The organism is Thauera sp. (assembly GCF_047601425.1).
Taxonomy (GTDB): Bacteria; Pseudomonadota; Gammaproteobacteria; order Burkholderiales; family Rhodocyclaceae; genus Thauera.
On record NZ_JASGJL010000001.1, the window covers coordinates 2025700 to 2051862 of the forward strand.

At 66.0% G+C, this 26163-nt stretch carries 22 protein-coding genes; 11 read left to right on the plus strand and 11 right to left on the minus strand.

Annotated features, from left to right (window positions below):
- Nucleotides 1-101 precede the first annotated feature (101 nt).
- The gene (locus QM748_RS10000; protein WP_415246837.1) at nt 102-2138 is read left to right on the plus strand and encodes a TonB-dependent receptor; all 2037 of its coding nucleotides are present in this window, start codon (nt 102-104) and stop codon (nt 2136-2138) included.
- Nucleotides 2139-2203: 65 nt separating this feature from the next.
- Here the strand turns inward: QM748_RS10000 and erpA are convergent, their stop codons facing one another.
- The 4 genes from erpA to rplM form a co-directional block, all read right to left on the minus strand.
- Entirely contained in the window at nt 2204-2554 is a 351-nt protein-coding gene (erpA, locus tag QM748_RS10005) for an iron-sulfur cluster insertion protein ErpA (RefSeq protein WP_263461894.1), read from the minus strand.
- A 91-nt stretch (nt 2555-2645) separates the two neighbouring features.
- Nucleotides 2646-3683, minus strand: a complete 1038-nt coding sequence (gene argC, locus QM748_RS10010) for an N-acetyl-gamma-glutamyl-phosphate reductase (protein WP_415246838.1) — start codon at nt 3681-3683, stop codon at nt 2646-2648.
- A gap of 178 nt (nt 3684-3861) precedes the next feature.
- Entirely contained in the window at nt 3862-4254 is a 393-nt protein-coding gene (gene rpsI, locus QM748_RS10015) for a 30S ribosomal protein S9 (protein ID WP_345792737.1), read from the minus strand.
- 13 nt (nt 4255-4267) lie between these two features.
- A complete protein-coding gene (gene rplM / locus QM748_RS10020) occupies nt 4268-4696 on the minus strand; it encodes a 50S ribosomal protein L13 (protein ID WP_415246839.1) in 429 nt (142 codons plus the stop codon).
- 587 nt (nt 4697-5283) lie between these two features.
- Here rplM and QM748_RS10025 point away from each other — a divergent pair.
- The gene (locus QM748_RS10025; protein WP_415246840.1) at nt 5284-5703 is read left to right on the plus strand and encodes an OsmC family protein; all 420 of its coding nucleotides are present in this window, start codon (nt 5284-5286) and stop codon (nt 5701-5703) included.
- Nucleotides 5704-5744: 41 nt separating this feature from the next.
- Here the strand turns inward: QM748_RS10025 and coq7 are convergent, their stop codons facing one another.
- Genes coq7 through QM748_RS10040 form a run of 3 tightly spaced genes read right to left on the minus strand, consistent with a single transcriptional unit; the run spans nt 5745 to nt 7502 of the window.
- Nucleotides 5745-6365: a 2-polyprenyl-3-methyl-6-methoxy-1,4-benzoquinone monooxygenase gene (gene coq7, locus QM748_RS10030; protein ID WP_415246841.1), complete on the minus strand. Its 621-nt coding sequence runs from the start codon at nt 6363-6365 to the stop codon at nt 5745-5747.
- A complete protein-coding gene (locus tag QM748_RS10035) occupies nt 6365-6898 on the minus strand; it encodes a CNP1-like family protein (protein ID WP_415248046.1) in 534 nt (177 codons plus the stop codon). The genes coq7 and QM748_RS10035 overlap by 1 nt, the downstream gene beginning before the upstream one ends.
- A gap of 46 nt (nt 6899-6944) precedes the next feature.
- Nucleotides 6945-7502, minus strand: a complete 558-nt coding sequence (locus tag QM748_RS10040) for an RNA pyrophosphohydrolase (protein ID WP_415246842.1) — start codon at nt 7500-7502, stop codon at nt 6945-6947.
- A gap of 170 nt (nt 7503-7672) precedes the next feature.
- On the opposite strand from QM748_RS10040, the gene QM748_RS10045 reads away from it, so the two are divergent.
- Entirely contained in the window at nt 7673-9421 is a 1749-nt protein-coding gene (locus tag QM748_RS10045) for a proline--tRNA ligase (protein WP_415246843.1), read from the plus strand.
- A gap of 2 nt (nt 9422-9423) precedes the next feature.
- Nucleotides 9424-10071 (plus strand): lytic transglycosylase domain-containing protein, encoded by a 648-nt coding sequence (locus tag QM748_RS10050; RefSeq protein WP_415246844.1) that lies wholly within the window; start codon nt 9424-9426, stop codon nt 10069-10071.
- Nucleotides 10072-10109: 38 nt separating this feature from the next.
- On the opposite strand, the gene QM748_RS10055 is transcribed toward QM748_RS10050, so the two are convergent.
- Nucleotides 10110-10697: a bactofilin family protein gene (locus QM748_RS10055; RefSeq protein ID WP_415248047.1), complete on the minus strand. Its 588-nt coding sequence runs from the start codon at nt 10695-10697 to the stop codon at nt 10110-10112.
- A gap of 350 nt (nt 10698-11047) precedes the next feature.
- On the opposite strand from QM748_RS10055, the gene QM748_RS10060 reads away from it, so the two are divergent.
- The 4 genes from QM748_RS10060 (at nt 11048) to QM748_RS10075 (ending at nt 14556) form a co-directional block, all read left to right on the plus strand.
- Nucleotides 11048-12469, plus strand: a complete 1422-nt coding sequence (locus QM748_RS10060; RefSeq protein WP_415246845.1) for a sensor histidine kinase — start codon at nt 11048-11050, stop codon at nt 12467-12469.
- Nucleotides 12470-12578: 109 nt separating this feature from the next.
- Nucleotides 12579-12956 carry a hypothetical protein gene (locus QM748_RS10065; protein ID WP_415246846.1) on the plus strand — a complete coding sequence of 126 codons (378 nt, stop codon included), beginning with the start codon at nt 12579-12581 and terminating at the stop codon, nt 12954-12956.
- Complete coding sequence (locus QM748_RS10070; RefSeq protein ID WP_415246847.1) at nt 12953-14350, plus strand: sigma 54-interacting transcriptional regulator; 1398 nt, start codon at nt 12953-12955, stop codon at nt 14348-14350. The genes QM748_RS10065 and QM748_RS10070 overlap by 4 nt, the downstream gene beginning before the upstream one ends.
- Nucleotides 14351-14370: 20 nt before the next feature.
- Nucleotides 14371-14556 carry a hypothetical protein gene (locus QM748_RS10075; protein WP_415246848.1) on the plus strand — a complete coding sequence of 62 codons (186 nt, stop codon included), beginning with the start codon at nt 14371-14373 and terminating at the stop codon, nt 14554-14556.
- Between the two features lie 24 nt (nt 14557-14580).
- On the opposite strand, the gene tldD is transcribed toward QM748_RS10075, so the two are convergent.
- From tldD to QM748_RS10090, 3 genes are all read right to left on the minus strand, one after another.
- Nucleotides 14581-16026 (minus strand): metalloprotease TldD, encoded by a 1446-nt coding sequence (gene tldD, locus QM748_RS10080; RefSeq protein ID WP_415246849.1) that lies wholly within the window; start codon nt 16024-16026, stop codon nt 14581-14583.
- Nucleotides 16027-16115: 89 nt separating this feature from the next.
- Nucleotides 16116-16958 carry a carbon-nitrogen hydrolase family protein gene (locus QM748_RS10085; protein ID WP_415246850.1) on the minus strand — a complete coding sequence of 281 codons (843 nt, stop codon included), beginning with the start codon at nt 16956-16958 and terminating at the stop codon, nt 16116-16118.
- A gap of 72 nt (nt 16959-17030) precedes the next feature.
- The gene (locus QM748_RS10090; RefSeq protein WP_415246851.1) at nt 17031-20978 is read right to left on the minus strand and encodes a YhdP family protein; all 3948 of its coding nucleotides are present in this window, start codon (nt 20976-20978) and stop codon (nt 17031-17033) included.
- 217 nt (nt 20979-21195) lie between these two features.
- On the opposite strand from QM748_RS10090, the gene glnE reads away from it, so the two are divergent.
- From glnE to sixA, 3 genes are all read left to right on the plus strand, one after another.
- A complete protein-coding gene (gene glnE, locus QM748_RS10095) occupies nt 21196-23901 on the plus strand; it encodes a bifunctional [glutamate--ammonia ligase]-adenylyl-L-tyrosine phosphorylase/[glutamate--ammonia-ligase] adenylyltransferase (RefSeq protein ID WP_415246852.1) in 2706 nt (901 codons plus the stop codon).
- 108 nt (nt 23902-24009) lie between these two features.
- Entirely contained in the window at nt 24010-25539 is a 1530-nt protein-coding gene (locus tag QM748_RS10100) for a CHAD domain-containing protein (protein WP_415246853.1), read from the plus strand.
- Nucleotides 25540-25643: 104 nt separating this feature from the next.
- Nucleotides 25644-26096, plus strand: a complete 453-nt coding sequence (gene sixA, locus QM748_RS10105; RefSeq protein ID WP_415246854.1) for a phosphohistidine phosphatase SixA — start codon at nt 25644-25646, stop codon at nt 26094-26096.
- Nucleotides 26097-26163 lie beyond the last annotated feature (67 nt).

A 26163-nucleotide genomic window follows, 5' to 3' on the forward strand; every position in this document is an offset into this window, starting at 1 on the left:
CGGCATTTCTACCCCTGGCCTGCCTGGCCATATTTGGTCCCAGCCCCCTGCAGGCACAGGATAATCCTGCAGACACCCCGACAGCCGCTACCTTGAGGACGGTGACCGTCGACGCCCAGGCCTACGACCCGGACGACGTGCGCCCTGCCACCGTATCCACTGCCACCAAGACGGCCATGGCACTGCGTGACATCCCGGCCACGGTCGACACCATCGAGGTCGGCAAGTACAAGAGCTACGGCATCAACGACCTCAGCATCATGCTGGACGGCATTCCCGGCATCGACGCCAGCTACGACATGCGCGGCGAAGGCATCGTGATCCGCGGCTTCGATGCCAGCAGCAGCGACATGTACCGCGACGGCATCCGCGAAAGCGGCCAGGTACGGCGCAGTACCGCCAACGTCGAGCGCATCGAGATCCTCAAAGGCCCCGCCTCCGTGCTGTACGGACGCGGCAGCGGCGGCGGCGTGGTCAACATGGTCAGCAAGCAGGCACGCTTCGATGCCATCAGCAGCATCAATCTGCGTGGCGGATCGTGGGACAACCGCGGCGGCACCATCGACATCAACCGCATCGTGCATCCCAACGTGGTGGTGCGCCTGACCGCCGATCATGAAGAGGCGGACAGCTTCCGCAAGGGTATCGAGAACCGCAACATCATGTACTCGCCCAGCATCCTGGTCGACACGCACAACGGGCTCAGTTGGCTGGCCCAATACACTCACGATGACGTATGGCGCCGCCCCGATCGCGCGCCATCCTACGACAACTTGCCCGACGGCCTTTCCCGCCGCCAGGCATTTGCCCACCCGGACGATTATGTGAAGGACAGCCTGCGCATGTTCCGCTCGGTGCTGACCTACGACTTCGCCGATGACTGGTCGATCAAATGGACTGCGGCGCAACGCAAGGCCAACCAGGACTTCGATCACCTGTATGCAGGCAGCTACTGCAACCTGGAAGGCAGACTGAGCAATGGCCGCGCATGCAGCAATCCAGGCAAGATGACGTTCACACGGGCATGGCAGGTCACCTCGAACGAGACCAAGACCCACACGCTGGATATCACCGGCAAATTCGACACCGGCCCGATCAAGCACGACATCCTGATCGGCGTCGAATACACGGACGAACTGCGCCACCCGCGCCTGGCCACCTCCGGTGCAACTTCCGACCCCTCACTCGCCTACCCTCTAGCGATCGACCCCTTCAATCCCGTATGGTCGCTACCCAAGACGCCGCGCGGAGCTGCGCCGACCAACAATGAGCACAAGGCCAGCGCAGTAGCTCTGTACGCGCAGAATCTGATCACCTTGAATCCGCAGTGGAAGCTCCTGCTCGGCATCCGCCAGGACGACTACGAATTCAAGTCAACCAATCTCAACAACGGCGACTCGCGCAAATACGACGGCCGCACCGTAAGCCCACGCGCCGGCCTGATCTGGCAACCCGTCAACGAGCACAGCCTGTACGCGTCGTACAGCCGCAATTTCGCTCCATACGGCGGCAATGGTTTCCTCAGCGTCAGCACCAACGAGAATGCAGTATTCAACGAAGAACCGGAACGCAGCGAACAATACGAAATCGGCATCAAGAGCGACTGGCTGGACGGGCAGCTCAGCAGCCAGCTGGCTGTTTACGATCTCACGCTACTCAACATCCGCTATCGTCCGGACCCGGAGAACGATCCTTACACTTGGGCAGTGGGCCGCAAGGAGCGCACCCAAGGCGTGGAACTGAGCCTTACCGGCCGCGTCAGCCGGCACTGGTATGTACGCGGCGGCCTCGGCTACCAGGAGCCCAAGGTCATCAAGGACGTCACCACTCCAGCCAACGAAGGGAAATACAAGGCCAGCCGCTCACGCAAGAATGGCAACTTCTTCGTGCGCTACAGCCCCAACGATACCTGGTACGGCGAAATCGGCCTGACTTACAAAGGCCCCTATTACACGGCTATAGACAACCTCTACCAACGCTCAGGCTACACCCGCTGGGATGCACTGATCGGCTATCGCGGCCTGCCGTGGAATATCACGCTGGCCATCACCAACCTGACCGACAAGGACTACTGGCGCTCCAGCAGCATGCCGGGAGCCCCACGCACCGTGCTGCTTAATGCCAGCTATCTGTTCTGATACAGGCTCTGCCCAAACAGAACGGGGGCGCCAAGGCGCCCCCGTTTTTGCTTCGGCCATGAATCTCAGGCCGAGAACGACGAACCGCAGCCACACGTGCTGGTGGCATTCGGATTGCGGATCACGAACTGCGAGCCTTCGAGGCCTTCGGTGTAATCGATTTCCGCGCCGACCAGGTACTGGTAGCTCATCGAGTCGATCAGCAGCATCACGCCATTCTTCTCGTAGGTCGTATCGTCCTCATTCACCTCCTCGTCGAAGGTGAAGCCGTACTGGAAGCCTGAGCAGCCGCCGCCGCTGACGAACACACGCAGCTTCAGTTCGGGATTGCCTTCTTCCTCGATCAGTTCACGCACCTTGTTGGCGGCGCTGTCGGTAAAGACCAGGATGTCGGGGGTTGCGACTTCTGCGCTCATGATTTCTCCTCTGTAGGGGATGCGGCGGATGATGGAGCCATCCGCTCTGCGCTTGAAAGAATCGGATCGTGCTCCGCGGCCAAGGTTCCCGTCAAGGACTGACCGGGACGATGTCCAGCCCGGCCTCTTCATCGAAACCGAACATGATGTTGAGGTTCTGCACCGCTTGCCCCGCCGCCCCCTTGACGAGGTTGTCGATGACCGACAGCACGACGATAGTGTCACCACCCTGCGGCCGGTGAACCGCAATACGGCACAGATTCGACGCACGCACGGAGCGCGTCTCGGGATGGCTCCCCGCCGGCATCACATCGACAAAGGCTTCGTCCGCATAGCGCTTCTCGAACAAGGCCTGCAGGTCGGGCAGCTCGGCCCCCGGCTTGATCCGGCCATACAAGGTGGCATGGATGCCGCGGATCATCGGCGTCAGATGGGGAACGAAAGTCAGGCCCACCGCCTGCTTCGCGGCAAATGACAGGCCCTGGCAAATTTCCGGCAGATGGCGATGACCCGGCACGCCGTAGGCCTTGAAGCTGTCCGCTGCCTCGGGCAGCAGCGTATGCACTTCCGCCTTGCGCCCAGCGCCGGACACACCGGACTTGGCATCCGCGATCAGGTGATCGGTATCGATCAGGCCGGCCTCGACGAGGGGCAGGAAGCCGAGCTGAACGGCTGTCGGGTAGCAACCGGGGTTGGCCAGCACGCGTGCGCTACGTATCTGCTCCCGATTCACTTCAGGCAGGCCATACACCGCCTCGGCAACCAGCTCGGGCACGGCATGTTCCATGCCGTACCACTTCTGCCACTCGGCTACGTCGCGGATGCGGAAATCGGCCGCCAGGTCGATCACACGCACGCCAGCAGCGACGAGTTCCGCCGCCTGCTTCATTGCAATGCCGTTGGGCGTGGCGAAGAACACCGCATCGCATTTTTCGAGCGCGGCATCCTGCGGCGCGACGAACTTCAGATCGACACGGCCGCGCAGGCTCGGAAACATCTCGGCAACCGCCATGCCGGCTTCGCCACGCGACGTGATCGCGGTCAATTCCACCTGCGGATGACGCGAAAGCAGGCGCAGCAACTCTACGCCCGTGTAACCGGTACCACCGACAACACCAACCTTGATCATCTCGTTTCCCTTTTGCAAGTCAGGACGTGAGTGCGATTATCTCACCCCGGCGCCCAAGGACAATGAAGAAGCGATGAAAGCGCCCACCCGCTCTCTCACTGTACGCGGCAGGCCACGGAGGCACAAAAAAGCAAAAAGCCGCCCCTCGGGACGGCTTTCCGCATACAGCCAGAAGCAATCAGCGCTTCGAGAACTGCTTGGCACGGCGCGCCTTGCGCAGACCGACCTTCTTACGCTCGACTTCGCGCGCATCGCGGGTCACGAAGCCTGCGGCACGCAGTTCGCCCTTCAGCTCGGCGTTGTAATCGACCAGCGCACGGGTGATGCCGTGACGCACGGCGCCGGCCTGGCCGGATTCGCCACCACCGGTGACATTCACCATGATGTCGAACTTGCCTTCGTTGCCGGTCAGAACCAGCGGCTGGCGCACGATCATGCGGCCGGTTTCGCGCGAGAAGAACTCGTCGACCGGCTTGCCATTGACGACGATGTTGCCGGTACCCGGCTTGATGAACACACGGGCAACCGCGGTCTTGCGGCGGCCGGTTCCGTAGTTGTAAGTCACAGCCATTTATCGGCTCCTGTCAGATCTCGAGAATTTGCGGCTGCTGAGCGGTGTGCGGATGCGACGGACCCGCGTAGCACTTCAGCTTCTTCAGCATGGCGTAGCCCAGCGGGCCCTTCGGCAGCATGCCCTTCACCGCCTTCTCGAGCACACGTTCGGGGAAACGCTGCTGGAGCTTGGTGAAGTTGGTTTCGTAGATACCGCCGGGGTAACCCGAGTGGCGGTAGTACTTCTTGTCCTGCGCCTTGTTGCCAGTCACGCGCAGCTTTTCGACGTTGACGACGACGATGAAATCGCCGGTATCAACGTGCGGAGTGTAAATGGCCTTGTGCTTGCCACGCAGACGGCGGGCGACTTCGGCGGCAAGACGGCCAAGTACCTTGTCCGTGCCGTTGACAACGAACCAGTCGCGCTTGACCTCGTGCGGCTTGGCAGAAAACGTCTTCATGTAAAACCTCGATTTTTGTCAGGCCGGACACATTCAGGCCGTCAAACGGAAAGCTCGCAAGCTTAATGCGACCACCGCCCTCATGTCAATCACTAAACGAAGTGCAGGCAGTATCGAACAGCTCGGACGAAAAAAAACGCAGTCCGCGAGGACTGCGTTAAATCCACACCAAAGGAGGAGGGTGGAGGAGACACCATTTGGATCGGCGCGTCGTTGTCGCCGCGTCAGCGATCCGACTGATGCGCATTATCCAGACTCACCTCTGCTCCCGCAAGCGGAATTTTGTGCATCGCACTATAAATGTTTTGATTTTTTTATAAGACAGGCTTATTAGAAAATAAGCCATTGATTTTTATACTTTTTTTAACAATACATGAAACCAACACCCTCTACCAATGGAGCGCCATTTCCATCCCGAAAAGCACTTTTTGTGCACCGCACGAATACGGAGCCGTATTGAAACACAGAACCGCCATGCAGACAGCCTCCCAGCCTTCCCCCGCTTGCTCTCCGGTAGAATCCTCCACTGCAGCGCACCGCCAATCCTCGGCGGATCACAAGCAAGCCCTCGAACAGGAAAGAAACACATGGAATGCACGATCAGATGGTCCGACGGCATGAGCTTCGTCGCCGAAACCGGCTCCGGCCACCTCGTCACGATGGACGGTGCACCGGAAGCCGGCGGCCGCAATCTCGCGCCGCGGCCGATGGAGCTGATGCTGGCCGGTGCAGGCGGCTGCACGGCCTTCGATGTGGTGCTGATCCTCAAGCGCGGCCGCCACGACATCCGCGGCTGCAGCGTCCGTCTGGAAGCCGAGCGCGCGGACACCGACCCGAAAGTATTCACCCGTATCCGCTTCATCTACACGGTGACCGGCCGCCAACTGAAGCGCGAAGCCGTCGAACGCGCCATCCACCTGTCGGCGGAGAAATACTGCTCGGCCTCGATCATGCTCGGCAAGACTGCCGAGATCACCCACGAGTGCGAGATCGTCGAAGCCGACTGAGCTTCGCAGCGCATGCGGCGCCGGGCAGCCCGGTGCCCGGCTCAGATGCGGTAGGTCAGCGTCGTCATTACCTTGGAGGCGAGCTTCATCGCCCCCTTCACCGGTGCAGGCAATTCATGCCCGCCCAGCCGGATCGCCATTTCGGCGTGCTCGGCTTCATCGACCTTCATCTGCTCGACGATCGCGCGTGATTTCTGATCGTGTGCCGGCAAGGTGTCGAGATGACCCTTGAGATGGTTCTCGACCTGGCGTTCGGTTTCGGCCAGAAAGCCCAGATTCCAGCGATCGCCGAACCGACCTGCCAGCAGGCCAAGGCCGAGCGCGCCGCCATACCACAACGGATTGAGCAGGCTCTTGCGACCGCCAAGTTCGGCGATACGGCGCTCGGTCCAGGCGAGATGCTCGGTTTCCTCCACTGAAGCCTGCTTCAGCGCATCGCGCAGCGACGCGTCCCTCGTCATCAGCGCCTGTCCCTGGTACAGCGCCTGGGCGCAGATCTCGCCCACATGATTGATCCGCATCAGTGCCGCGGCATGGCGGCGTTCCGCCTCGTCCAGCTCGGCCTCGGGCAGGCCGTCACCCGGAACGTCCCGAATGCTGCGCGCCGGCGCAAAGACGGTACGCAACGCCTTGTCGAATTCGATGATGGCGGTATCGAACATTATCGGACTCCATAAGTTCTGGACGCGTCGAACGGACTGCGCAACAGCCTCAGCGCATGCTCCAGATCGCGCGGCGCAGCAGGCCCATCACAGAAATGATCGTAGGCCAGCGCCGCCCGCGGGCGATTGTAGGCATTGTCGTTGATCGGCTGCCAATCGCTCTTCTTCATCGGCGTCCATTCGCCGTTCCGGCGCCCGCTGGCGTAGATCCGGCGCTCACCGGTGGCACAGCGCAGTCCTTCGTAGGTGATGTTCTCGGCACCGCCGGGCGTGCGGACCACCAGGGTGTAACGCACCACACGGTCTTCACCGACGCTGAGGCTGCCTTCATCGACGAAGAAGCTGTTCGGCGACGCGCTGCTGACGAAGAAGGGTCGCAAGCGGGCATCGTCCACCGGTGGCGGCATCGTCACCTCGCTCTCCTTCCAATCGGGATCCTCTTCGAACAGCAAGCCGCCCAGGGCGTTGCCGGAAACCAGGGCCAACGCGGCAAGGCCTGCGCCAATGGCGCTACATACACGTGAAAAATTCAATCCCAGCAGCCTCCAGGGAGATGAGAGAGCCTCAAGGTCCGGGGCCTCAGCGTTGCGACGCACCGAGGACCACCTGCACCGGGCGCTCGGCGTCAGGCAGGCGATAACTTTCCGGCAGCTCGAAGGTTCTAGAGCGGAACAGGACGCGCGCCAGTTCGACGAGTGCCATCTGGTAAACCTGCCGCTTGAACTCGATCACCGCATCCAGCGGCACCCAGTAATTGCTCCATCGCCAGGCATCGAATTCCGGGTGCGAGCTCGCACGCAGGCAGACGTCGGAATCGCGTCCCACCAAACGCAACAGAAACCAGATCTGCTTCTGTCCACGGTAGGTGTTGCGCCATTCGCGCCGTATCCAGTGCCGCGGCACTTCGTAGCGCAGCCAGCCCCGCGTGCGGCCGAGGATCTTGACGTGCTCCGGGCGCAATCCGACTTCCTCGAACAGCTCCCGGTACATCGCCTGCTCAGGCGACTCGCCGTGCTTGATGCCACCTTGCGGGAACTGCCAGGAATGTTCGCGGATGCGCTTGCCCCAGAAAACCTCGTTGCGCGCGTTTACCAGAATGATGCCGACGTTCGGGCGGAAGCCTTCACGATCAAGCATGACTAACCTTCAAATTCGGTTCATTGGTGTCGATTTTTTCACACTTGGGTGCGCTTTGAAAGCGCACCATCGGCGTGCATCACCCCACCGCACCCGATACGCCCCTTTGCAGACGGTGCCTTGCGCTAGAATCGCGCGTTCGACAACGCCTTTCCAGACTGAAGACCCTCATGCGTGCCAGCCAGTTCCATCTGTTCACCCTCAAGGAAGCCCCCTCCGACGCCGAAGTCGTCAGCCAGAAGCTGATGCTGCGCGCCGGCATGATCCGCAAGGCCGCTGCCGGCATCTACAGCTACATGCCAATGGGCCTGCGCTCGATCCGCAAGGTCGAGACCATCATCCGCGAGGAAATGAACCGCGCCGGCGCGATGGAGCTGACCATGCCGATGGTGCAGCCCGCCGAGCTGTGGCAGGAAACCGGCCGCTGGGACAAGATGGGTCCGGAACTACTGCGCCTGAAGGATCGCCACGACCGAAACTTCGCCATGCAGCCGACCTCCGAGGAAGTCGTCACCGACATCGCGCGCCAGGAACTCAAGAGCTACCGCCAGCTGCCACGCAACTTCTACCAGATCCAGACCAAGTTCCGCGACGAGCGCCGGCCGCGCTTCGGCATCATGCGGGGGCGCGAATTCACCATGAAGGACGCCTACTCCTTCGATCGTAACGAAGAAGCCGCCGGCCGCAGCTACGAAACGATGTTTGCGGCCTACACACGCATTTTCGACCGCCTCGGCCTCCAGTACCGCGCCGTCGCTGCTGACACGGGCGCCATCGGAGGCGACCGCTCGCACGAATTCCAGGTCATCGCCGACACCGGCGAGGACGCCATCGTCTATTGCCCGGATTCCAGCTACGCCGCCAACATCGAACTGGCCGAAGCCGTGTCGCTGCTGGCGGGCCGCGCCGAAGCGAAGCAAGCGCTGGAAAAGACGCCGACTCCCGGCAAGGCCACCTGCGAAGACGTCGCCGCCCTGCTCGGCGTCCCGCTCGACACCACGGTCAAATCGCTGGTGCTGGCCACCGACGACGTCGATGACAAGGACGAGCCGTCCGGCGTCACCGTCTGGCTGCTGCTGGTGCGCGGCGACCATGCCCTGAACGAAGTCAAGGCCGGCAAGCTGGAAGGGCTCAAGGCCGGCTTCCGCTTCGCCACCGAGGCGGAAATCCTCGAGCACTTCGGCTGCAAGCCGGGCTACCTCGGCCCGATCGGGCTGAAGAAAACGGTCAGGATCGTCGCCGACCGCACGGTCGCCGACATGGCCGACTTCATCTGCGGCGCCAACGAAGCCGACTACCACTTCACCGGCGTCAACTGGGGCCGCGACCTGCCCGAACCGGACCTCATCGCCGACATCCGCAACGTCGTCGAAGGCGATCCATCGCCCGACGGCAAGGGCGTGCTCGCGATCCAGCGCGGCATCGAAGTCGGCCACGTGTTCTACCTCGGCACCAAATATTCCAAGGCAATGAACGCCACCTTCCTCGACGAGGACGGCAAACCCAAGCATTTCGAGATGGGCTGCTACGGCATCGGCGTGACCCGCATCCTGGGCGCCGCAATCGAGCAGAACCACGACGCCCGCGGCATCATCTGGCCCGAGGCGATCGCGCCTTTCGAAGCCGTGATCTGCCCTGTCGGCTGGGGCAAGTCGGAAGCCGTGCGCGACGAAGCGCAGAAGCTCTATGACGCGCTGCTGGCGCAGGGCGTGGACGTCATCCTCGACGACCGCGACGAACGTCCCGGCGTGATGTTCGCCGACTGGGAGCTGATCGGTGTGCCGCACCGTATCACCATCGGCGACCGCGGCCTGAAGGAAGGCCTGGTGGAATACCAGGGCCGCCGTGACGCCGAGGCCGGCAAGCTCGCCACCAGTGACATCGCGGCCCACGTCCTGGGCCTGCTCGGCAAGGCCTGAGCATGCACCCGTCGTCGGCCCTGCTCCGCACTGCCGCCGCGCTGCTGCTCGCGCTGGCAGCCAGTGCGGTACAGGCCGGCGCGCAGCAGTATGAGCCGCTGGCCGCCAGCGTGCGTGCAGCACTGCACGAAGCGGTCAGCGACGCAGCGGCGCCGATGCTGCCGATTCCCGACGCTGGCGAGCGCGCGCAGTGGCTGGCGGAAATGTCACGCCGGCTGCAGAAGCGGATTCCTGATGCCAGCTACCGCAACGAACTGCTGACCAGCATCCACTACGAAGCCACCCGCGCCGGCCTCGACCCGCAACTGGTGCTCGCGCTGGTCCAGGTCGAAAGCAACTTCCGCAAATATGCGATCTCGTCGGCCGGCGCGCGCGGCTACATGCAGGTGATGCCGTTCTGGCTCAAGGTCATGGAGCGCCCGGACGACAACCTCTTCCACCTGCGCACCAACCTGCGCTACGGCTGCACGATCCTGCGTCACTATCTCGACATCGAGAAGGGGGATCTTTTCCGCGCGCTCGGCCGCTACAACGGCAGCCTGGGCAAGCCGGCCTATCCCAACCTGGTGCGCACGGCCTGGGAAAAGCAGTGGAGCTGGCAAGCCCAACGGCTTGCAGCCAATGCCGGCGCGCTCCCAGCCCCACAGTAAATCGAACCCGCGGGGGCGCCACCGCCCCCGCCAGGATTTCAGCCGGCCACCGCCGCGATCGGCTTGCTGTCGTTGCTGCGGCTCTCGACCGCACGAAGCCCTTCCTTCGTCCCCGCCCTGGCAAGCGACTGCACGTCGCCCGAGACTTCACCACCTTCCTCGATCAGGATCTTGCCGTAGCGAATCTTGCCGCTGACACGCCCGGTGGCATGGATGATCAACTGCTGGCGGGCAGTCAGTTCGCCTTCGAAGCGGCCATGGATCTCGGCGACATCGATGCCGACCGTGCCTTCGTAGGAGCCGTTCTCGGCGATACGGATGACGCGGCTGTCCATCGTCGCTTCCACCCGGCCTTCGACGACCAGGGTATCGCAGTCCAGGATCTCGGCCCCCTTCAGCTTGACGTCAGGCCCGACGATCAAGCGGCTGCCCCCCGTCTCGACATCCGCGGGCGCAGCAGCAGGTTTCGCCGCATCCGCTTGCGCCACCTCCTGCACCGGGTCGGAAGACGCAGGTACGCCGGAAGCAAAAGTGCTGCTTCCCATCGTTGCGGGTCGCGCCGGTGCGGCACGCTGACCAGCGGCGGGTTCGGGCTGCTTCGGAAAAAGACTTGGCTTGTTGAACATGGACATGGCATCTCCTTGGACTGGCTTCAACCGTCCGACACGGTTGCTGAACCTTCAGCCCATTGGCAAATCTCATGCCACTGATTTTTTCCGGAGTGATTTCAGACGTTTGCAAGCTGGCGGCGGGCAGCACACCATCCCGGCACCGATAGCCGGCCGCCTATTTGTCGCCCTAGCCCGACATTCGATCAGCACTACTCCGGCAACCATTTGTTATTCAATGGATTTACAGTGTCACTCCAGAGCGACAGGCATCTGAACCAGCCCAATTCCAGATGATTTGCCTGCGCCAGCCAGCCCGAGGCTCGCTAGAATCGCAAAGTCAGTTCTTTCCGCCGAGCACCTCCACGATGCTGCGTCCGTCCTTCACTTCGACCCTGCTCGCGAGCTTCCTGTCGATCGTCGCCATTCTGAGCGCTGCGGCCGTCAGCGGCTGGCTCGACCTCGAAAGCTTTGCTCGCGACAGCCGTCGCAGTTCCGCAGCAGCACTCGCGCTCAACAGCGACATGCAGCAACTCGCCGAACGCACCGTCGATTTCGAGCGCGGTGCGCGCCAGTACCTGGTGCACGAAGAGGCGTCCTTCCTCGAACGCTTCAACGGCGCCAAAGCCGAAGCCCTCTCCGCCCTGGCCCGCATCGAGACTCAACTGGCCAGCGTCGCCCCCCTCGCTTCCCGGTGGCGCGATCAGGCAGCAGCGGCCGACACCGCAGTCGCCAGCGACGCCTCGTCCATGTCCCCCGAGCTGCGCAGCCAGACAGCCTTCACCGCCCTGGGGGAACTGGTGCAGCTCAACGACAGCCTGGCCCAGGCCGTCCGCACGCATATCGTCGACAGCAACGTCGAACTGCTCGACGCGCTCGATCAGCGCCGCGGACAGCTGAGCCTGCAGATCCTCGGCGCGCTGGCTCTTGCCGTCGCCCTTGCCGCACTGACCGGCTGGTGGCTGCTGCGCCCGCTGCGCCACATCGGCCGGAGCATCTCGGACCTCGGTGAAAACCGCCTCAACCAGGCCATCCGCATCGGCGGCCCTGCAGACCTGCGCCAGGTCGGCAAGCAGCTCGACTGGCTGCGCGTGCGCCTGAGCGAACTGGAAGCCAACCGGAATCGCGTATTGCGCCACGTCTCCCACGAACTCAAGACGCCGCTCGCATCCCTTCGCGAAGGCGTCTCGCTGCTCGCCGACGGCGTACTCGGCCGGCTCACGCCCGAGCAGCGGGAAGTCACGACCATCCTCGAACACAATACGCGGGCCCTGCAGGAACGCATCGAACAGCTGCTGCACTACAACGCCATCCAGTTCGACTCCCGCCGCCTCGACCTGCAGCCGAGCGCGCTGCTGCCGATGGTGCGCGAAGTTGCCAGCGAGCTGCAGTTGCAGGCACAAGCACGCGGCGTGGCGATCGACATCGCCGGCGACGCCCCGCTCGTGCGCGCCGATCCCGGCAAGCTGCGCATCGCGCTGTCGAACCTGATTGCCAACGCCGTAGGCTTCAGCCCGGCGGGAAGCAAGGTACGCGTCGAGCTATCGACCCGGGATGAAAAAGTGCTGATCGACTGCATCGACGACGGCCCAGGCATCCGCCCGGAAGAATCCGAACGCATCTTCGAGCCCTTCTTTCAGGGCAGCCATCCCGACGAACGCACTTCCAAGGGCACCGGACTCGGTCTGGCGATCGTGCGCGAGTTCATTGCCGCACATCACGGCAAGGTTTCCGCGCTGCCCACCGAACGCGGCGCTCATTTCCGAGTCGAACTCCCCCATGCAACCTGACTCCCATTCGACGCCGATGCCACGCGCCTCCGCCCACGCCACCCCGTTTGGCACCTCATCCGCCGCCCTTCTCCTGCTGCTGGGTCCGCTACTGCTGTCGAGTTGTGGCTTGCTGCCTCCCCAGCCGCCACATGATCCGCCTTCGCCCAAGGCAGGCGCCGAACAGACCTTGCAGGCCGCAATCAGCGCCGCCAGGCCGCGCCAGTCCAACCTGCCGCGCGCCCGCAACCTGCTGCAAGGCCTGCTGGCCGCCGAAGACGCCGAGTCACGCGCACTGCAGCCCTATGCGCGGGCGCTTCTCGATCAGATCCAGGAGCGTCAGCGGCTCCTCGGGCTCAACGAACGCCTCAACCAGCAGCTCGAACAAAGCGCCGCGGCACTCAAGGACAGCGAACAACGCAACGAGGCACTGCAGCGCAAGCTCGACGCCCTGGCCGAAATCGAGCGCAGCCTGGCGCCTGCCGTTCCGCATTCGCGTCCCCAGTGAGCCGGCGCCATCCTCCCGTTGCAGCAGCCTGCGCGCAGCACCTGCTGCTGATCGACGACGACACCGACCTGCTGCGCCTGCTGTCGATGCGCCTGAAGGCCAGCGGTTATCGGGTCGCCACCGCGGCATCCGCCGTCGAGGCACGCAGCCGGCTCGGCACCGAGCGTTTCGACCTGGTGCTCAGCGACGTGCGTCTGCCCGATGGCGACGGCCTCGCCCTGTTCGATGAAATCCGCCAGCAGCACCCGGCGCTGCCGGTCATCCTGATCACCGCCCACGGCACGATTCCGGATGCGGTCGAAGCCACCTCGCGCGGCGTCGCCGGCTACCTGACCAAGCCCTTCGACAGTCAGGCGCTGCTGACGCGCATCACCCAGACCCTTCAGCTCGGCGCTCCTGCCCCGGCTACCGGCCACGCCGCGGACGAAAGCTGGCGGGCCGACATCATCAGCCACAGCACGCGCATGCACGCGCTGCTGGACGAGGCGAGGCTGGTTGCCGCATCGGACGCCAGCGTGCTGATTCGCGGCGACAGCGGCACCGGCAAGGAGCTTCTCGCCCACGCCATCCACCGCGCCAGCCCGCGTGCCGCAGCGCCTTTCGTCGCCATCAACTGCGGCGCGATTCCCGAACCCCTGCTCGAATCCGAACTGTTCGGCCACGTACGCGGCGCCTTCACCGGCGCCACCAGCAACCATAGCGGCCTGGTGCAGGCCGCGCATGGCGGCACCCTGTTCCTCGACGAGATCGGCGACATGCCGCCTTCGCTGCAGGTCAAGCTGCTGCGCGTGCTGCAGGAACGCGCCGTACGCCCGGTGGGCGCCACGCGCGCCGAGCCGGTCGATCTGCGCATCCTGTCCGCCACCCACCGCGACCTCGATGCAGCGCTGGCCACCGGCCAGTTCCGCGAAGACCTCTATTACCGCATCAACGTCGTCGGCCTGGAACTGCCCACGCTCGCCGAACGGCGCGAAGACATTCCGCTGCTGGCCGAGCATTTCCTGCGCCAGGTGGCACAAAAATACGGCAAGGAACTGAGCGGCTTCGCCCCGGATGCGCTCGAAGCGCTGGCCCTGGCCAGATGGCCGGGCAACGTGCGCCAGTTGCAGAACGTCATCGAACAGGTCTGCGCCCTGGCGACGACGCCGCTGATTCCGCGCAGCTTGGTCGAACGCGCGCTGCGGGTACAGCCGATCGAAGCGCTCGGCTATGCGGAGGCCAAGCGCCGCTTCGAGAGAAACTACCTGATACAGCTCCTCAAACTGACTGCGGGTAACGTGTCCGACGCTGCACGGCTGGCCGAACGCAACCGCACCGAGTTCTACCGCCTGCTGCAGCGCCACGGCCTGACGCCCGATCTGTTCCGCGGCGGCAGTCCGGACGTCGAACGCTGAACGGACCAAAGGAGCACACCATGATCAAGCGTCAGACCATCATCACCCTCATCACCACCACCGCGCTCGCCTACGCCATCTGCACGCCGGCGCAGGCCACCAGCCTGCTGCCGGCCACCGAACTGGATCGGACGAGCAACTGCACCGGCGACGAACACGATACCAGCGGCACCAAGGACAAGGCCGGCAAGCCCGTCCAGAGCTGAACGGGCGCCCCCGGCGCACGGACTTCAGGCCGTGCCGCCAACCGTCAGGCCGTCGATGCGCAACGTCGGCTGGCCGACACCCACCGGCACGCTCTGGCCGTCCTTGCCGCAGGTGCCGACGCCGGGGTCGAGCCGCATGTCGTTGCCGATCAGCTTCACCTTGGTCAGCGCATCCGGGCCATTGCCGATCAGCGTCGCCCCCTTCACCGGGCGCGTGACCTTGCCATCCTCGATCAGGTAGGCCTCGGCGGTCGAGAACACGAACTTGCCCGAGGTGATGTTGACCTGGCCGCCACCGAAGTTCACCGCATACAAGCCCTTCTTCACCGACTTGATGATCTCTTCCGGGTCCTTGTCGCCGTTCAGCATGTAGGTGTTGGTCATGCGCGGCAGCGGCAGGTGGGCAAAGGATTCGCGCCGCCCGTTGCCGGTCGGCGCCATGTCCATCAGCCGTGCATTCATCATGTCCTGCATGTAGCCGGTAAGGATGCCGTCCTCGATCAGCACCGTCCGCCGGGTCGGGTTGCCTTCGTCATCGATCGACAGCGAACCGCGGCGGTCCGGCAGCGTGCCGTCATCGACCACGGTGACGCCCCTGGCAGCGACCTGCTGGCCGATGCGGCCTGAAAACGCCGAACTGCCCTTGCGGTTGAAATCGCCTTCCAGGCCATGGCCGATCGCCTCGTGCAGCAGGATGCCCGGCCAGCCCGGCCCCAGCACCACCGGCATCGAGCCGGCCGGCGCCGGGTCGGCACCGAGGTTGACGCGCGCCTGATGCACCGCGGCGTGCGCATATTCATGCAGGCGCTCGTCGCTGAAATACCCATAGTCGTAACGTCCGCCGCCACCGCCGCTACCCTGCTCGCGACGGCCGTCCTCTTCCATGATCACGGTGATCGACACCCGCACCAGCGGCCGCACGTCGGCCGCCAGGTGGCCGTCGCTGCGCGCCACCATCACCACTTCCCAGGTGCCGGCGATATGCGCCATGACCTGGGTGACGCGCGGGTCTTCGGCGCGGGCGAAACCCTCGAGCCGTTCCAGCAGCCTGACCTTGGCGGTGTCGTCGAGCGAATCGAGCGGATCGTCGCTGCGGTACAGCCGCGTCTTGAGCTTGTGCGGCACGATGCTCACGCTGCGGCGCTCGCCGGCCGCGGCGATCGCGCGGGTGGCAGTCGCAGCTCCCAGCAACGCATCGAGCGAGATGTCGTCCGAATAGGCGAAAGCCGTCTTCTCGCCGCTGATGGCGCGCACGCCCACGCCCTGCTCGATGTCGAAGCTGCCCGACTTGACGATGCCTTCCTCCAGGCTCCAGGCCTCGGAGCGCTGATACTGGAAATACAGGTCGGCGAAGTCGATGTCATGGCGCATCAGCTTGCGGAAGGTCTTCTCCAACTCCGCCTCGCCCAGGCCATAAGGCGACAACAGGTAACGGTCGGCGATTTTCAGCGGATTCTGGCTCTTGCTCATGCTGGGTCCTTGGATTCGTTGCCGGCTTGGACCGGCCAGACGCACAAATGATCGCGCCTGATTCTGGTTCGATATATTCGGCGGCCCGCTCAGCCCAGGCAGCGGTGATGCAGCGCCGGCAGGCTCTCGCGCACAGCCGCGATGCGCGCGACGTTGACCTCCGCCAGCACTACGCCGGGGCCTTCGTCGCGGCAGGCGAGCACCTCGCCCCATGGGTTTACGATCATGCTGTGGCCCCAGGTCACCCGCCCGCTTGGATGGCGCCCGCCCTGGGCCGGCGCCATCACGTAGCACTGGTTCTCGATCGCACGGGCACGCAGCAGCACCTCCCAGTGCGCACGGCCGGTGGTATGGGTGAAGGCAGCCGGCAGCACGATCAGGTTGACCTCGCCCATGGCACGAAAGAGTTCGGGAAAACGCAGGTCATAGCACACCGACAGCCCCACGCGTCCAACGGGGGAATCGAAGCTGCACACGGTAGCGCCCGGCTCGATCGTCACCGCCTCGTCATAACGCTCGGCCCCGCGCTGGAAACCGAACAGATGGATCTTGTCGTAGCGCGCCACGCGCCGGCCAGCATCGTCGTACACCAGCGTACTGTTGCGCACCTTGTCGTCGGCCTCGGCCACCAGCGGCACGGTCCCGCCCACCAGCCACACGCCATGCCGGCCAGCCAGCCCGGCAAGGAAATCCTGCAGCGGCCCGCTGCCATCGGCCTCGCGGATGCCGATCTTGGCCTGCTCATCGGCGCTGATCAGCGGAAAATATTCCGGCAAGGCCACCAGGCGCGCGCCTGCCGCAGCGGCCTCCGCCACCAGGCCGGCGGCGGTTTCGAGGTTGGCGGCCACATCGGGGCCGGACACCATCTGGATGGCGGCGACAGGCGTGCAGCCGGAAGCGGATACGGGTGCGGAAGAAGACGATCTGTTCATGCAGGACTTGGCAATCAGGGATGGGAGTGGTTCCAGGAAGGACACTAAATCACAGGCAGGCCATCCAGCATCTCATTCGGCCGGCGGCGGCTGTGCGCCGCCCAGGCGCCGGACGGCTGGATCGCTCCAGGTACCAGTGATTTCGTATTCATAGGCAAAGAGTCTTTCGATCGGATCGCTGAGCGCCTTCTGCGCCAGATAGGTCACCACGCCCGCAACCGGGTTCAACAGACCCGCCGCAGCGCCGATCGCGACCGACTCCGACAGGGTGGGCTGCACCGCGACACGCAGATCCTGTGTTTCGGCCTCGACGTCGGCCGAACCTCGCATGCGCACACGCGCAGCCGGCCCGCGAATCTCGAGATCATCGGTGCGCATCACGCCGTCGGCCACGTCGATGCTACCGGAAATGCCATCGAAGGCGAATCCTGCCGAAAACACATCGCGGAAATCGAGCGTGATCCGGCGCGGCAGGGCCTGCAGACTGAGAATGCCCAGCAGGCGGCCGACACCGGGCTCCAGCTTGTTGAACTGGCCCGCCTCCGCCGCCAGCTCCATCCGGCCGGCCAGCGTCGGGTAGTCGAGCCGGGTCGGCGCTCCATGCCAGCGCACTTGCCCGCCCAGCGTGGCCTTGCCGCCGCGCACCACGTCGCCGTAGCCGAGCCGCTGCGAGAAGCGGCCGATGTCCTCCACCTGCAGATCGAAATCGAGCCGGGTGGACTGCTGGCCTGTGGTACGCCATTCGCCACTGCCGTTCAATCGGCCATCCGCATTGCGGAGCCCGAGATGTTCGAGCTGCCATACGCCGGCGCGATTGCGCGCGAACACTTCAAGCCGGCCGAGATCCCTGCCTCCCAGTACGAACTGCTCGGCGACCACGTCGAGCGCCGGCAGCCGGCGCGGCGGCGTTTCGGTCTCCGAGGCAGACGCCTCGTTCCGCCCGCCCTCCTCCGTCTCCTGCGCCTGGCCGATGTTCAGCCGCTCGAAGCGCGCGCGCAGGGCACCGGGGCCGCTGTCGCGCCAATCGAGCTCGCCCGCGGCACGGTCGCTGTCGATGCGCGCCTTCCAGCCGCCCGCATCACTCACGCTGTGCAGGGCAAAGCCATTCAGCGTCTGGCCGAAAACCTGCAGCCGGCCGATCTGCAGCGTCAAATCGGCCAGCGGCAGGGCCACTTCTCCCTCGCCATTACCCTCACCGGCTTCAGCGTCGAAACTCTTGCGCCAGGCGTCGGCGTCGAGCGCATCGAGACGCCCCTCCACCCGCAGGCCGCGCTCGGCCAGCTTCATGGGGGCCGTACCTGCAGCATTCAGCACCACACCACCGCGCATCGCCCCCCTGGCAGGCCAGAGCAGCTCGGCCCGCAGCGGCATGCCGTGCTCTCCAGCCAGCTCCAGCTTCAATGTCCGAGCCTCCGATCCGCCCGGCGCATCGAAGCGGACCTGCAGCGGCCAGCGCTCGCCCACGCTCTTGTTCAGGGGAGGGGGCAGGCTCGACGCCAGTCCGGTAAGGTCCGACTCCACGCCCACGTGTACGCCGCCGCCAGCCACGCCGACCTGCGCCTTCCACGCCATGCTGCCCGACAGATGTGCCAGCAGGGGCAGCTCCCCGGCTGCCGACAACGCCCCGGCGCTCGCCGCGCCGCTGGCCTCGAAACGGACCGTGCCATCGTCCAGCGTACGCGCGGTGATGCGGACGGGCGAGCCGAGAAATTGCGCCCGCCCCTCGGACATCGACAAGCTGTCCTCGGTAAAGCCCAGCCGGCCTGCCGCGCCTTCCAGCACCGGCAGCCCCTCGGCCAGCCACAGCCGGTTGGCGCTGAAGCGGTATTCGCCGGCGACCGTGCTCTCATCGACGTTCTCCAGCGGCATCACCAGGCGAAGATCGAGCGTCCCCCTGCCCTCTGCCCGCATGCCGTCGGTGAAACCGCCGATGCGGGCCGATACCGGACTCTCCGACACGAAACGCAGGAAATCGGCAGTCGTCCCGCTGGCCTTGCCGGTGATGGTCATCAGGTCGGAAAGCCCCATGTCCAGTTCCGGCATATTGACGACGACGTCGCTCAGCGCCACACCGAAGATGCGGCCACGGGTCGCTTCGATGCGCATCCCCGGCCCGATGAAACGCACTTCGCCGAAGATGCCCTCGATCGCAGGCCAGCCATCCGCATAGTCGAGCACCCCATCGGCAACACGCACCGCGACACGGAATTCGCCCTCGCCATTGCGGAACGGGAAGTCGTCCAGCGCGCCACGCAAGCGCAAGCTGGCCTCCGGTACGTCTGCACGGCGGATGGCGTCGCGCACCCAGTCATGCGTGTGGGAGCCGACCACGCGCGGCAGATATCGCCATACGGCCCGGCCCTCGGCGCGCGTCAGCCGGGCCTGCAGGTCGATCTCCCCTGCGCTGCCTGCCTGCGGCCGATAGACGCCGGAAGCACTGCCGGCGGCATCCGCGTTATCGAACTGGGCGCTGTCCAGCGTGACCTCGAGCCGCCCGCCGCGCTGTTGCCAGCCGCCGTCGGCACGCAGCATGTCGAACTGCAGACGGCCGGACTCGAACACCTCGGGCAGGTCGAGGTGGGCATCGCGGCTATCCAGCCGGTACCGCCCGCCCTGCTCGTTGCCGTCGAACATGCCGCTCAGGCCGCCGAGGCCGGGCATGCCTTCTCCCGCCTGCAGCCCCAGTCCGGCAAAACGTGCGGCAGCAGCCCAGCTCCTTGGTTCGGCCGGCGCTCCGTCCCAGCGCCAGCTCAAGGCCTCAAGCCGGCCCTGCGGCTCGAGTGCGGCGAGCCGGGTCCGTACTGCCTCGTCCAACGGCAGGAAAGCGGCCAGGCGAGCCAGCGTATCGAAATCGAGCCGGTTGGCCACCAGCTGCCCGCCTTGCTGACCGGACGCTTCGTCCCTGAACTGCAGTTCCAGATCGGTCGGCTGCAGCGCCAGACCGTCCATCGTGCGCAGCGCCAGCCCCTGCGTGCTCAAGCGGTATTCGCCAGCCGAACGCTCAACGCTCAAGCGCCCGTCCAGGCGCTCCAGCAGCAGCTCCGGCAAGGCCTCGCCGAGCTGCGTGCGCACCCCGTCCAGCGCAAGGTCCGCCGTCACCGCCCAGCCGCGCCCAACCGTCTGGCCGAAACCCAGGCCGCCCGGCAGCGCGAAGCGCCCTTCCTGCCGCGACTCCAGCCACGCACGCACGCCGCCATGGCCCTGCAGCGGCAGCGGATAATCCAGCCATGGCTGCCAGCCCCCCAGATCGGCGCGGTCGAGCGAAACATAGAGCCGCCCGGCCGACGCCGGCGAAAATGGCGCATCGGCATCAAGGCGCTGCAGTTCGCCGCGCACGTCCAGCATCGACGCCAGCGCCAGCGGCGGCTGGGCGCGCAAGGCGAAGCGGCGCTGGCCGAAACGCTGGTCGAGGCGCAGCTCCACCTTTTCCAGCACCAGCTCCGGCGCTACCCGCAGCCGGTCGTCCCAGCGCAGCACGGCGTCGTGGATCACGATCTGGCGCTGTGCCAGCAGCCAGTCCAGGCCGCCACCATCGCCCTCGCCGTCTGACACCGGCAGGCCGGCAACGAACACCCGCCCATCCACATCGCGCCTCAGCCTCAGCTCCGGCGCCGTGATCTCCAGGCGGTGGAAATGCGCCTGCCCGCGCAGCAGGGAAGTCCACGCCAGCGTGGCGTCCACCCTGGGCAGGTGCAGGGCCGGCCGGCCCTCCGCATCCGACACGGTGACACGCTGCAGCACGAGGCGCGGACGCCAGCCGGCCCAGTCGCCGTCGATCGACTCGATCGCCACCGGCAAGCCGAGCGAACGCCCGGCGATGCCGGCAATCTCGTCGTTGAACCCGCCGACCGCGGGCAGCACCACATGCCTGAGCAACAGCATCACGCTGGCGACGGCGATCCAGCCCCAGACCAGCGCCCTGCCGATCCGGCCCAGCACCACGCGCGAACGCCGGGCACGCCGCGCCGTGGGCGACTCCGGCGCGGGCGACTCGGGAAGGGGTTCGGGAAGCGGATTCATGCAGCATCGCAACGGCTTGCCGAGCCGAAATTCGGGATGAACGGACAACCGCGGCACGCAGGATCGCGTCCAGCCCCGTTCCCGGGCACCCGCCGGCACGCACGGAGACGGCGGCGCCCGGATACACTACGCATGCTCGCGCAGACGGCGCCCGCCAGCGCCATTCGCCGCGGGGCCGACATTCTATCAATGATCAGACCAAGGCACCGGAACCGCCATGCCCGCCACCCCCGACGCCCCGCCGGCACTGCCACAAGCGGTGCACGACGCCCGCCGCTTCTCCCGCTACCTGGGCCGCATGCTCGACAGCCAATCCTGGCTGGGCGAAGCGCTGGCGGCCAGCATCGGCGGCCCGATCGACGCGCGCCGCATGGAAGCCTTCATCGCCGCGCGCGAAGCCGCCTTCGGCAGCCCGGACGAAGCCTTGCGCCCTACCCTGCGCCAGTTGCGCATCTGGGTGCTGTGCCACCTGATCGTGCGCGACCTGTGCTGCGGCGCGCCGCTGGCCGAAGTCACCGAAACCATGACGACGCTGGCCGAAGTCGCGGTGCGCCACGCCCACGACGTGCTGCGCGCCGCCTTGGTCGAACGCTACGGCCTGCCGCTGTCACCCACCGGCTGGGAGCAGGAGCTGCTGGTGATCGGCATGGGCAAGCTCGGCGGGCGCGAACTGAACGTATCCTCCGACATCGACCTGATCTTCATCTACCCCGAAGACGGCGACACCGGCGGCAACAAGGCCATCAGCAACTACGAATTCTTCGAGCGCCTGGGCAAGCAACTGATCAAGGCCCTGGCTGAAGTCACCGAACACGGCCAGGTCTTCCGCGTCGACATGCGCCTGCGCCCCAACGGCGACTCCGGCCCGCTGGTGTGCTGCTTCGACATGCTGGAAAACTACTTCGTCACCCAGGGGCGCGAATGGGAGCGCTACGCCTGGATCAAGGCGCGGGTGATGCTGGGCGAGCGCTGGACCGAACTGGGCAACATCGCCCGCCCCTTCGTGTTCCGCAAATACCTCGACTTCGGCGCCATCAACGCCATGCGCGACCTGCATGCGCAGATCCGCCGCGAAGTCGCCCGCCGCGACCGCGCCAACAACGTCAAACTCGGCCCCGGCGGCATCCGCGAGATCGAATTCATCGCCCAGGTGTTCCAGCTCATCCGCGGCGGTCGCGACACCGCGCTGCAGATCCGCCCGACCCTGGCCGTGCTGGCACAACTGGCCGAACGCGGCATCCTCGCGGCCGAAACCGTGGCCGAGCTGACCGCGGCCTACGACTTCCTGCGCCGGCTCGAACACCGCCTGCAGTACCTCGACGACGCCCAGACCCACGACCTGCCCGCCAGCGAGGACGACCAGGCGCTGATCGCGCAGGCGATGGGTTTTGCCGACTCCGCCGCACTGTTCGCCGTGCTCGACACCCACCGCGCGGCGGTCAGCCGGCACTTCGACGCGGTGTTCGGCGACCCTTCGGACGAGGACCACAGCCTGGACACCACCTGGGCCAACGCCGAGGACGTGGACAGCGTCGCTTCGGCACTGGGCGAACTCGGCTACCGCCGGCCGCGCGACGCCGCCGAACGCCTGGCCTCGATCCGCGCCAGCGCGCGCTACAGCCAGTTGCCCAACAACATCAAGAGCCGCTTCGACGCGCTGATTCCGCGCATCCTCGAAGCCGCCGCGGCCACCCCGGGGCCGGACGACACCCTCGCCCGCTGCCTCGACCTGATGGAAGCCATCGGCCGCCGCGGCGCCTACCTCGCCCTGCTCCAGCAGTATCCGCAGGCGCTGCGCCGCGTCGCCGATCTGGTGAGCGCATCGCGCTGGGGCGCGCAGTATCTGACGCGCCATCCCATCCTGCTCGACGAGATGCTGGACACCCACAGCCTGGAGAGCACGCCAGACTGGCAGTCTTTCCGCGCCAGCCTCGACGCCGAACTCGAAGCGCTGGAGCCCGACATGGAGCGCCAGATGGACGTGATGCGCGAACAGCACCACGCCCAGGTGTTCCGCCTGCTGACGCAGGACATCGCCGGCCTGCTGACGGTGGAAAAGCTCGCCGACCACCTCTCCGAACTGGCCGACATCATGCTCGACCTGACGCTGCCGCGCTGCTGGAGCCGGATCAAGATCCGCCACCGCGACCAGCCGGCCTTCGCCGTCATCAGCTACGGCAAGCTCGGCGGCAAGGAGCTCGGCTACGCCTCCGACCTCGACATCGTCTTTCTCTATGACGACGAAGCGTTCGAAGCCGCCGAGGTCTACACCCGGCTCGCCCAGCGCACCAACACCTGGCTGTCGAGCCAGACCGCAGCCGGCCAGCTGTTCGAAACCGACCTGCGCCTGCGCCCCAACGGCGACGCCGGCATGATCGCGGTGTCGCTCGAAGCCTTCCGCAAGTACCAGCTCGAATCGGCCTGGGTGTGGGAACACCAGGCGCTAACCCGCGCCCGCTTCTCGGCCGGCGACCGCCGCCTCGGCGAAGCCTTCGAACGCATTCGCGACGAAGTCCTGCGCCTGCCGCGCGAACTCGACAGCCTGCGTGCCGAAGTGCTGGCAATGCGCCACAAGATGCGCGATGCCCACGCCGGCAAGGACCCCGAGCGCTTCGACCTCAAGCACGACCGCGGCGGCCTGATCGACGTCGAGTTCCTGATCCAGTATCTGGTGCTGGGCCACTCGTACGCCCATCCGCAGCTCACCGGCAACCTCGGCAACATCGCGCTGCTGCGCATCGCCGGCGAGCTCGGCCTGATCCCGGCCGAACTCGCCGCCGCCTGCGCCGACAGCTATCGCGAACTGCGCCGGCTGCAGCACCGCCAGCGGCTCAACGGCCTGCCCTCGCGCGTCCCGCCCGAGGAAGCAGAAGCCGCGCGCGCGCCGGTCGTCGCGCTGTGGCAGCACGTCTTCGGCGAATGACGCCCGACTTGAAACATAAACATCATCGAACCGTGCATGACGCCCTCTTGGCGGATGACTAGAATCCGGAGGTTTTCATCCCAACGCCCCTCGCCGGGGCCAAGCATCATGAGCCAGGAAATCGAGCTGAAACTTGCCTTGCCGAAGCGCGCACTCGCCGCGCTGCGCCGCCACCCGCTGGTCGCCAGCGCGGAAAAGCTCGGCAACACCGTGACCCTGGACAACACCTACTACGACACGCCGCGGCTGCAGCTCAAGGCGCACAAAGTCGCCGTGCGCACCCGCCGCCAGGGCCGCACCTGGCTGCAGACGGTGAAATGCGCCGCAGTGTCGAGCGGCGGACTTTCGCAGCGCCCCGAGTGGGAGCAGCCCTATTCGGGCAGCTTCGATTTCTCGCAGATCGATGCCCCCGAAGCCGCCAAGCTGCTGAACCGCCACGCCGACACGCTGGTGCCGGTATTCACCACCCGCTTCCGCCGCGAGACACGCCGTCTGAGCCCGCGCGAAGGCACGAGCATCCTGCTGATGATCGACACCGGCGAAGTCCTCGTGACGACGCCCGAGGGCGTGGCGCGCCAGGCGCCGATCTGCGAACTGGAGCTGGAACTCGAGCAGGGCGAGGCCGACGACCTCTTCGCGCTGGCCTGCGAGCTGGCGCAAACCCTGCCGCTGATGCCTGCCGACGTGTCCAAGGCCGAGCGCGGCTACCGCCTGTTTCTCGGCACACCGCTCAGCGCGGCGCGGGCGGAGGCCTCCGACATCCAGCCCGGCGGCAACGTCGTCGACGCCTTCCGCCGCCTGGCCTTCAGCTGTGTGCGCCAATGGCAGGCCAATGCCACGGCCTTGCTGCCGGACACCGGCGCGGACACCGCCCACGCCGACTTCATCCACCAGCTCCGCGTCGCCCAGCGCCGGCTGCGCGCGCTGATCAAGCTGTTCACGCCCGCCCTGCCGGCCGACTTCGCCGGCCGCTGGAACGCACGCCTGCGCGAGAATGCCAAGCGCTTCGGCGACGCGCGCGACCTCGACGTCCTCCACCACGAGCTGCTTGCGCCGATCACGCCCGAAGGGCTGGCCGACGACGCCTCGATGGCGAAGCTGCTGCAGAGGGCGGCACAAGCCCGCGACGCAGCCTACCAGACCACCGAAAAGGCGCTCGACATGGCCGCGCAGGGACGCCTGCTGCTCGAACTCAGTGCCGAGTTGCTGCGCCTGCAGGGCAACAACCTGGTTGACGCCGCCGACCTTCGCACCTTCGCCCGCCTGCGCCTGGCTCGCCTGCGCAAGCGGGCGCGGCGCCAGTTCGAGACGGCATCGGCGCTCGAACCCACGCAACTGCACATGCTGCGCATCGGCTTCAAGCAGCTGCGCTACGGCATCGAGTTCTTCGCCCCGCTGTTTCCCGCCAAGGCCGTCGCCCGCTACCGCGAAACCCTCGTCGAAACCCTTGCCACGCTGGGCTTCCTGCAGGACGTTGACATCGCCCGCGAGCGCCTGCTCGGCTGGGCCGCGGCCGACACATCGCTGCAGCCCGCCGCCGCCTTCGTGCTGGGCTGGCACGCGCCGCGCTACGCCAGCCTGCGGCACGGCGTGCTGCAGGCTGGCGAGCCCGTGCTGTGGGGCAAGACACCGTGGTAAGCGGCGCCGGCAGCCACGGGCACACCGCCGGCATGCCGGACAGCGTCACGAGCCTGCAACAGGAGCAGGGCATGATGCAGGCCCCCGATCCGATGGAGAAGCGAATGGACCTCCTGCTCTGGCGCCACGCCGAAGCGGTCGACGGCACCCCCGACCACACGCGCGAGCTGACCCAGCGCGGCCATAAACAGGCCAGGCGCATGGCGGCATGGCTGGCGGAAAACCATCCCAAGCGCATGCGCGTGCTGGTGAGCCCGACGGTGCGCACACGCCAGACCGCCGCTGCCTTTGCCAACGACTTCGAGATCGTCAACGGCCTCGGGCCGGAAGGCAACGTCGCCGACATCCTCGCCGCCACCGGCTGGCCGGACGCCAGCGGCGCAGCCCTGGTGGTCGGCCACCAGCCCTCGCTCGGCCGCCTCGCCGCCCTGCTGCTGTCGGGCCAGGAGGCCGACTGGACGATCAAGAAAGGAGCGTTGTGGTGGTTCACCAACCGCGTGCGCGAGCATGAAACCCAGACCGTGCTGCGCGCGGTGATTCCCGCCGACCTGATCTGAGCCCGGCCCGCCACCGACAAGGCTTGTGCTTTCGCGCGCATTGCGCAAGACTCCGCGTCCCGGCCGG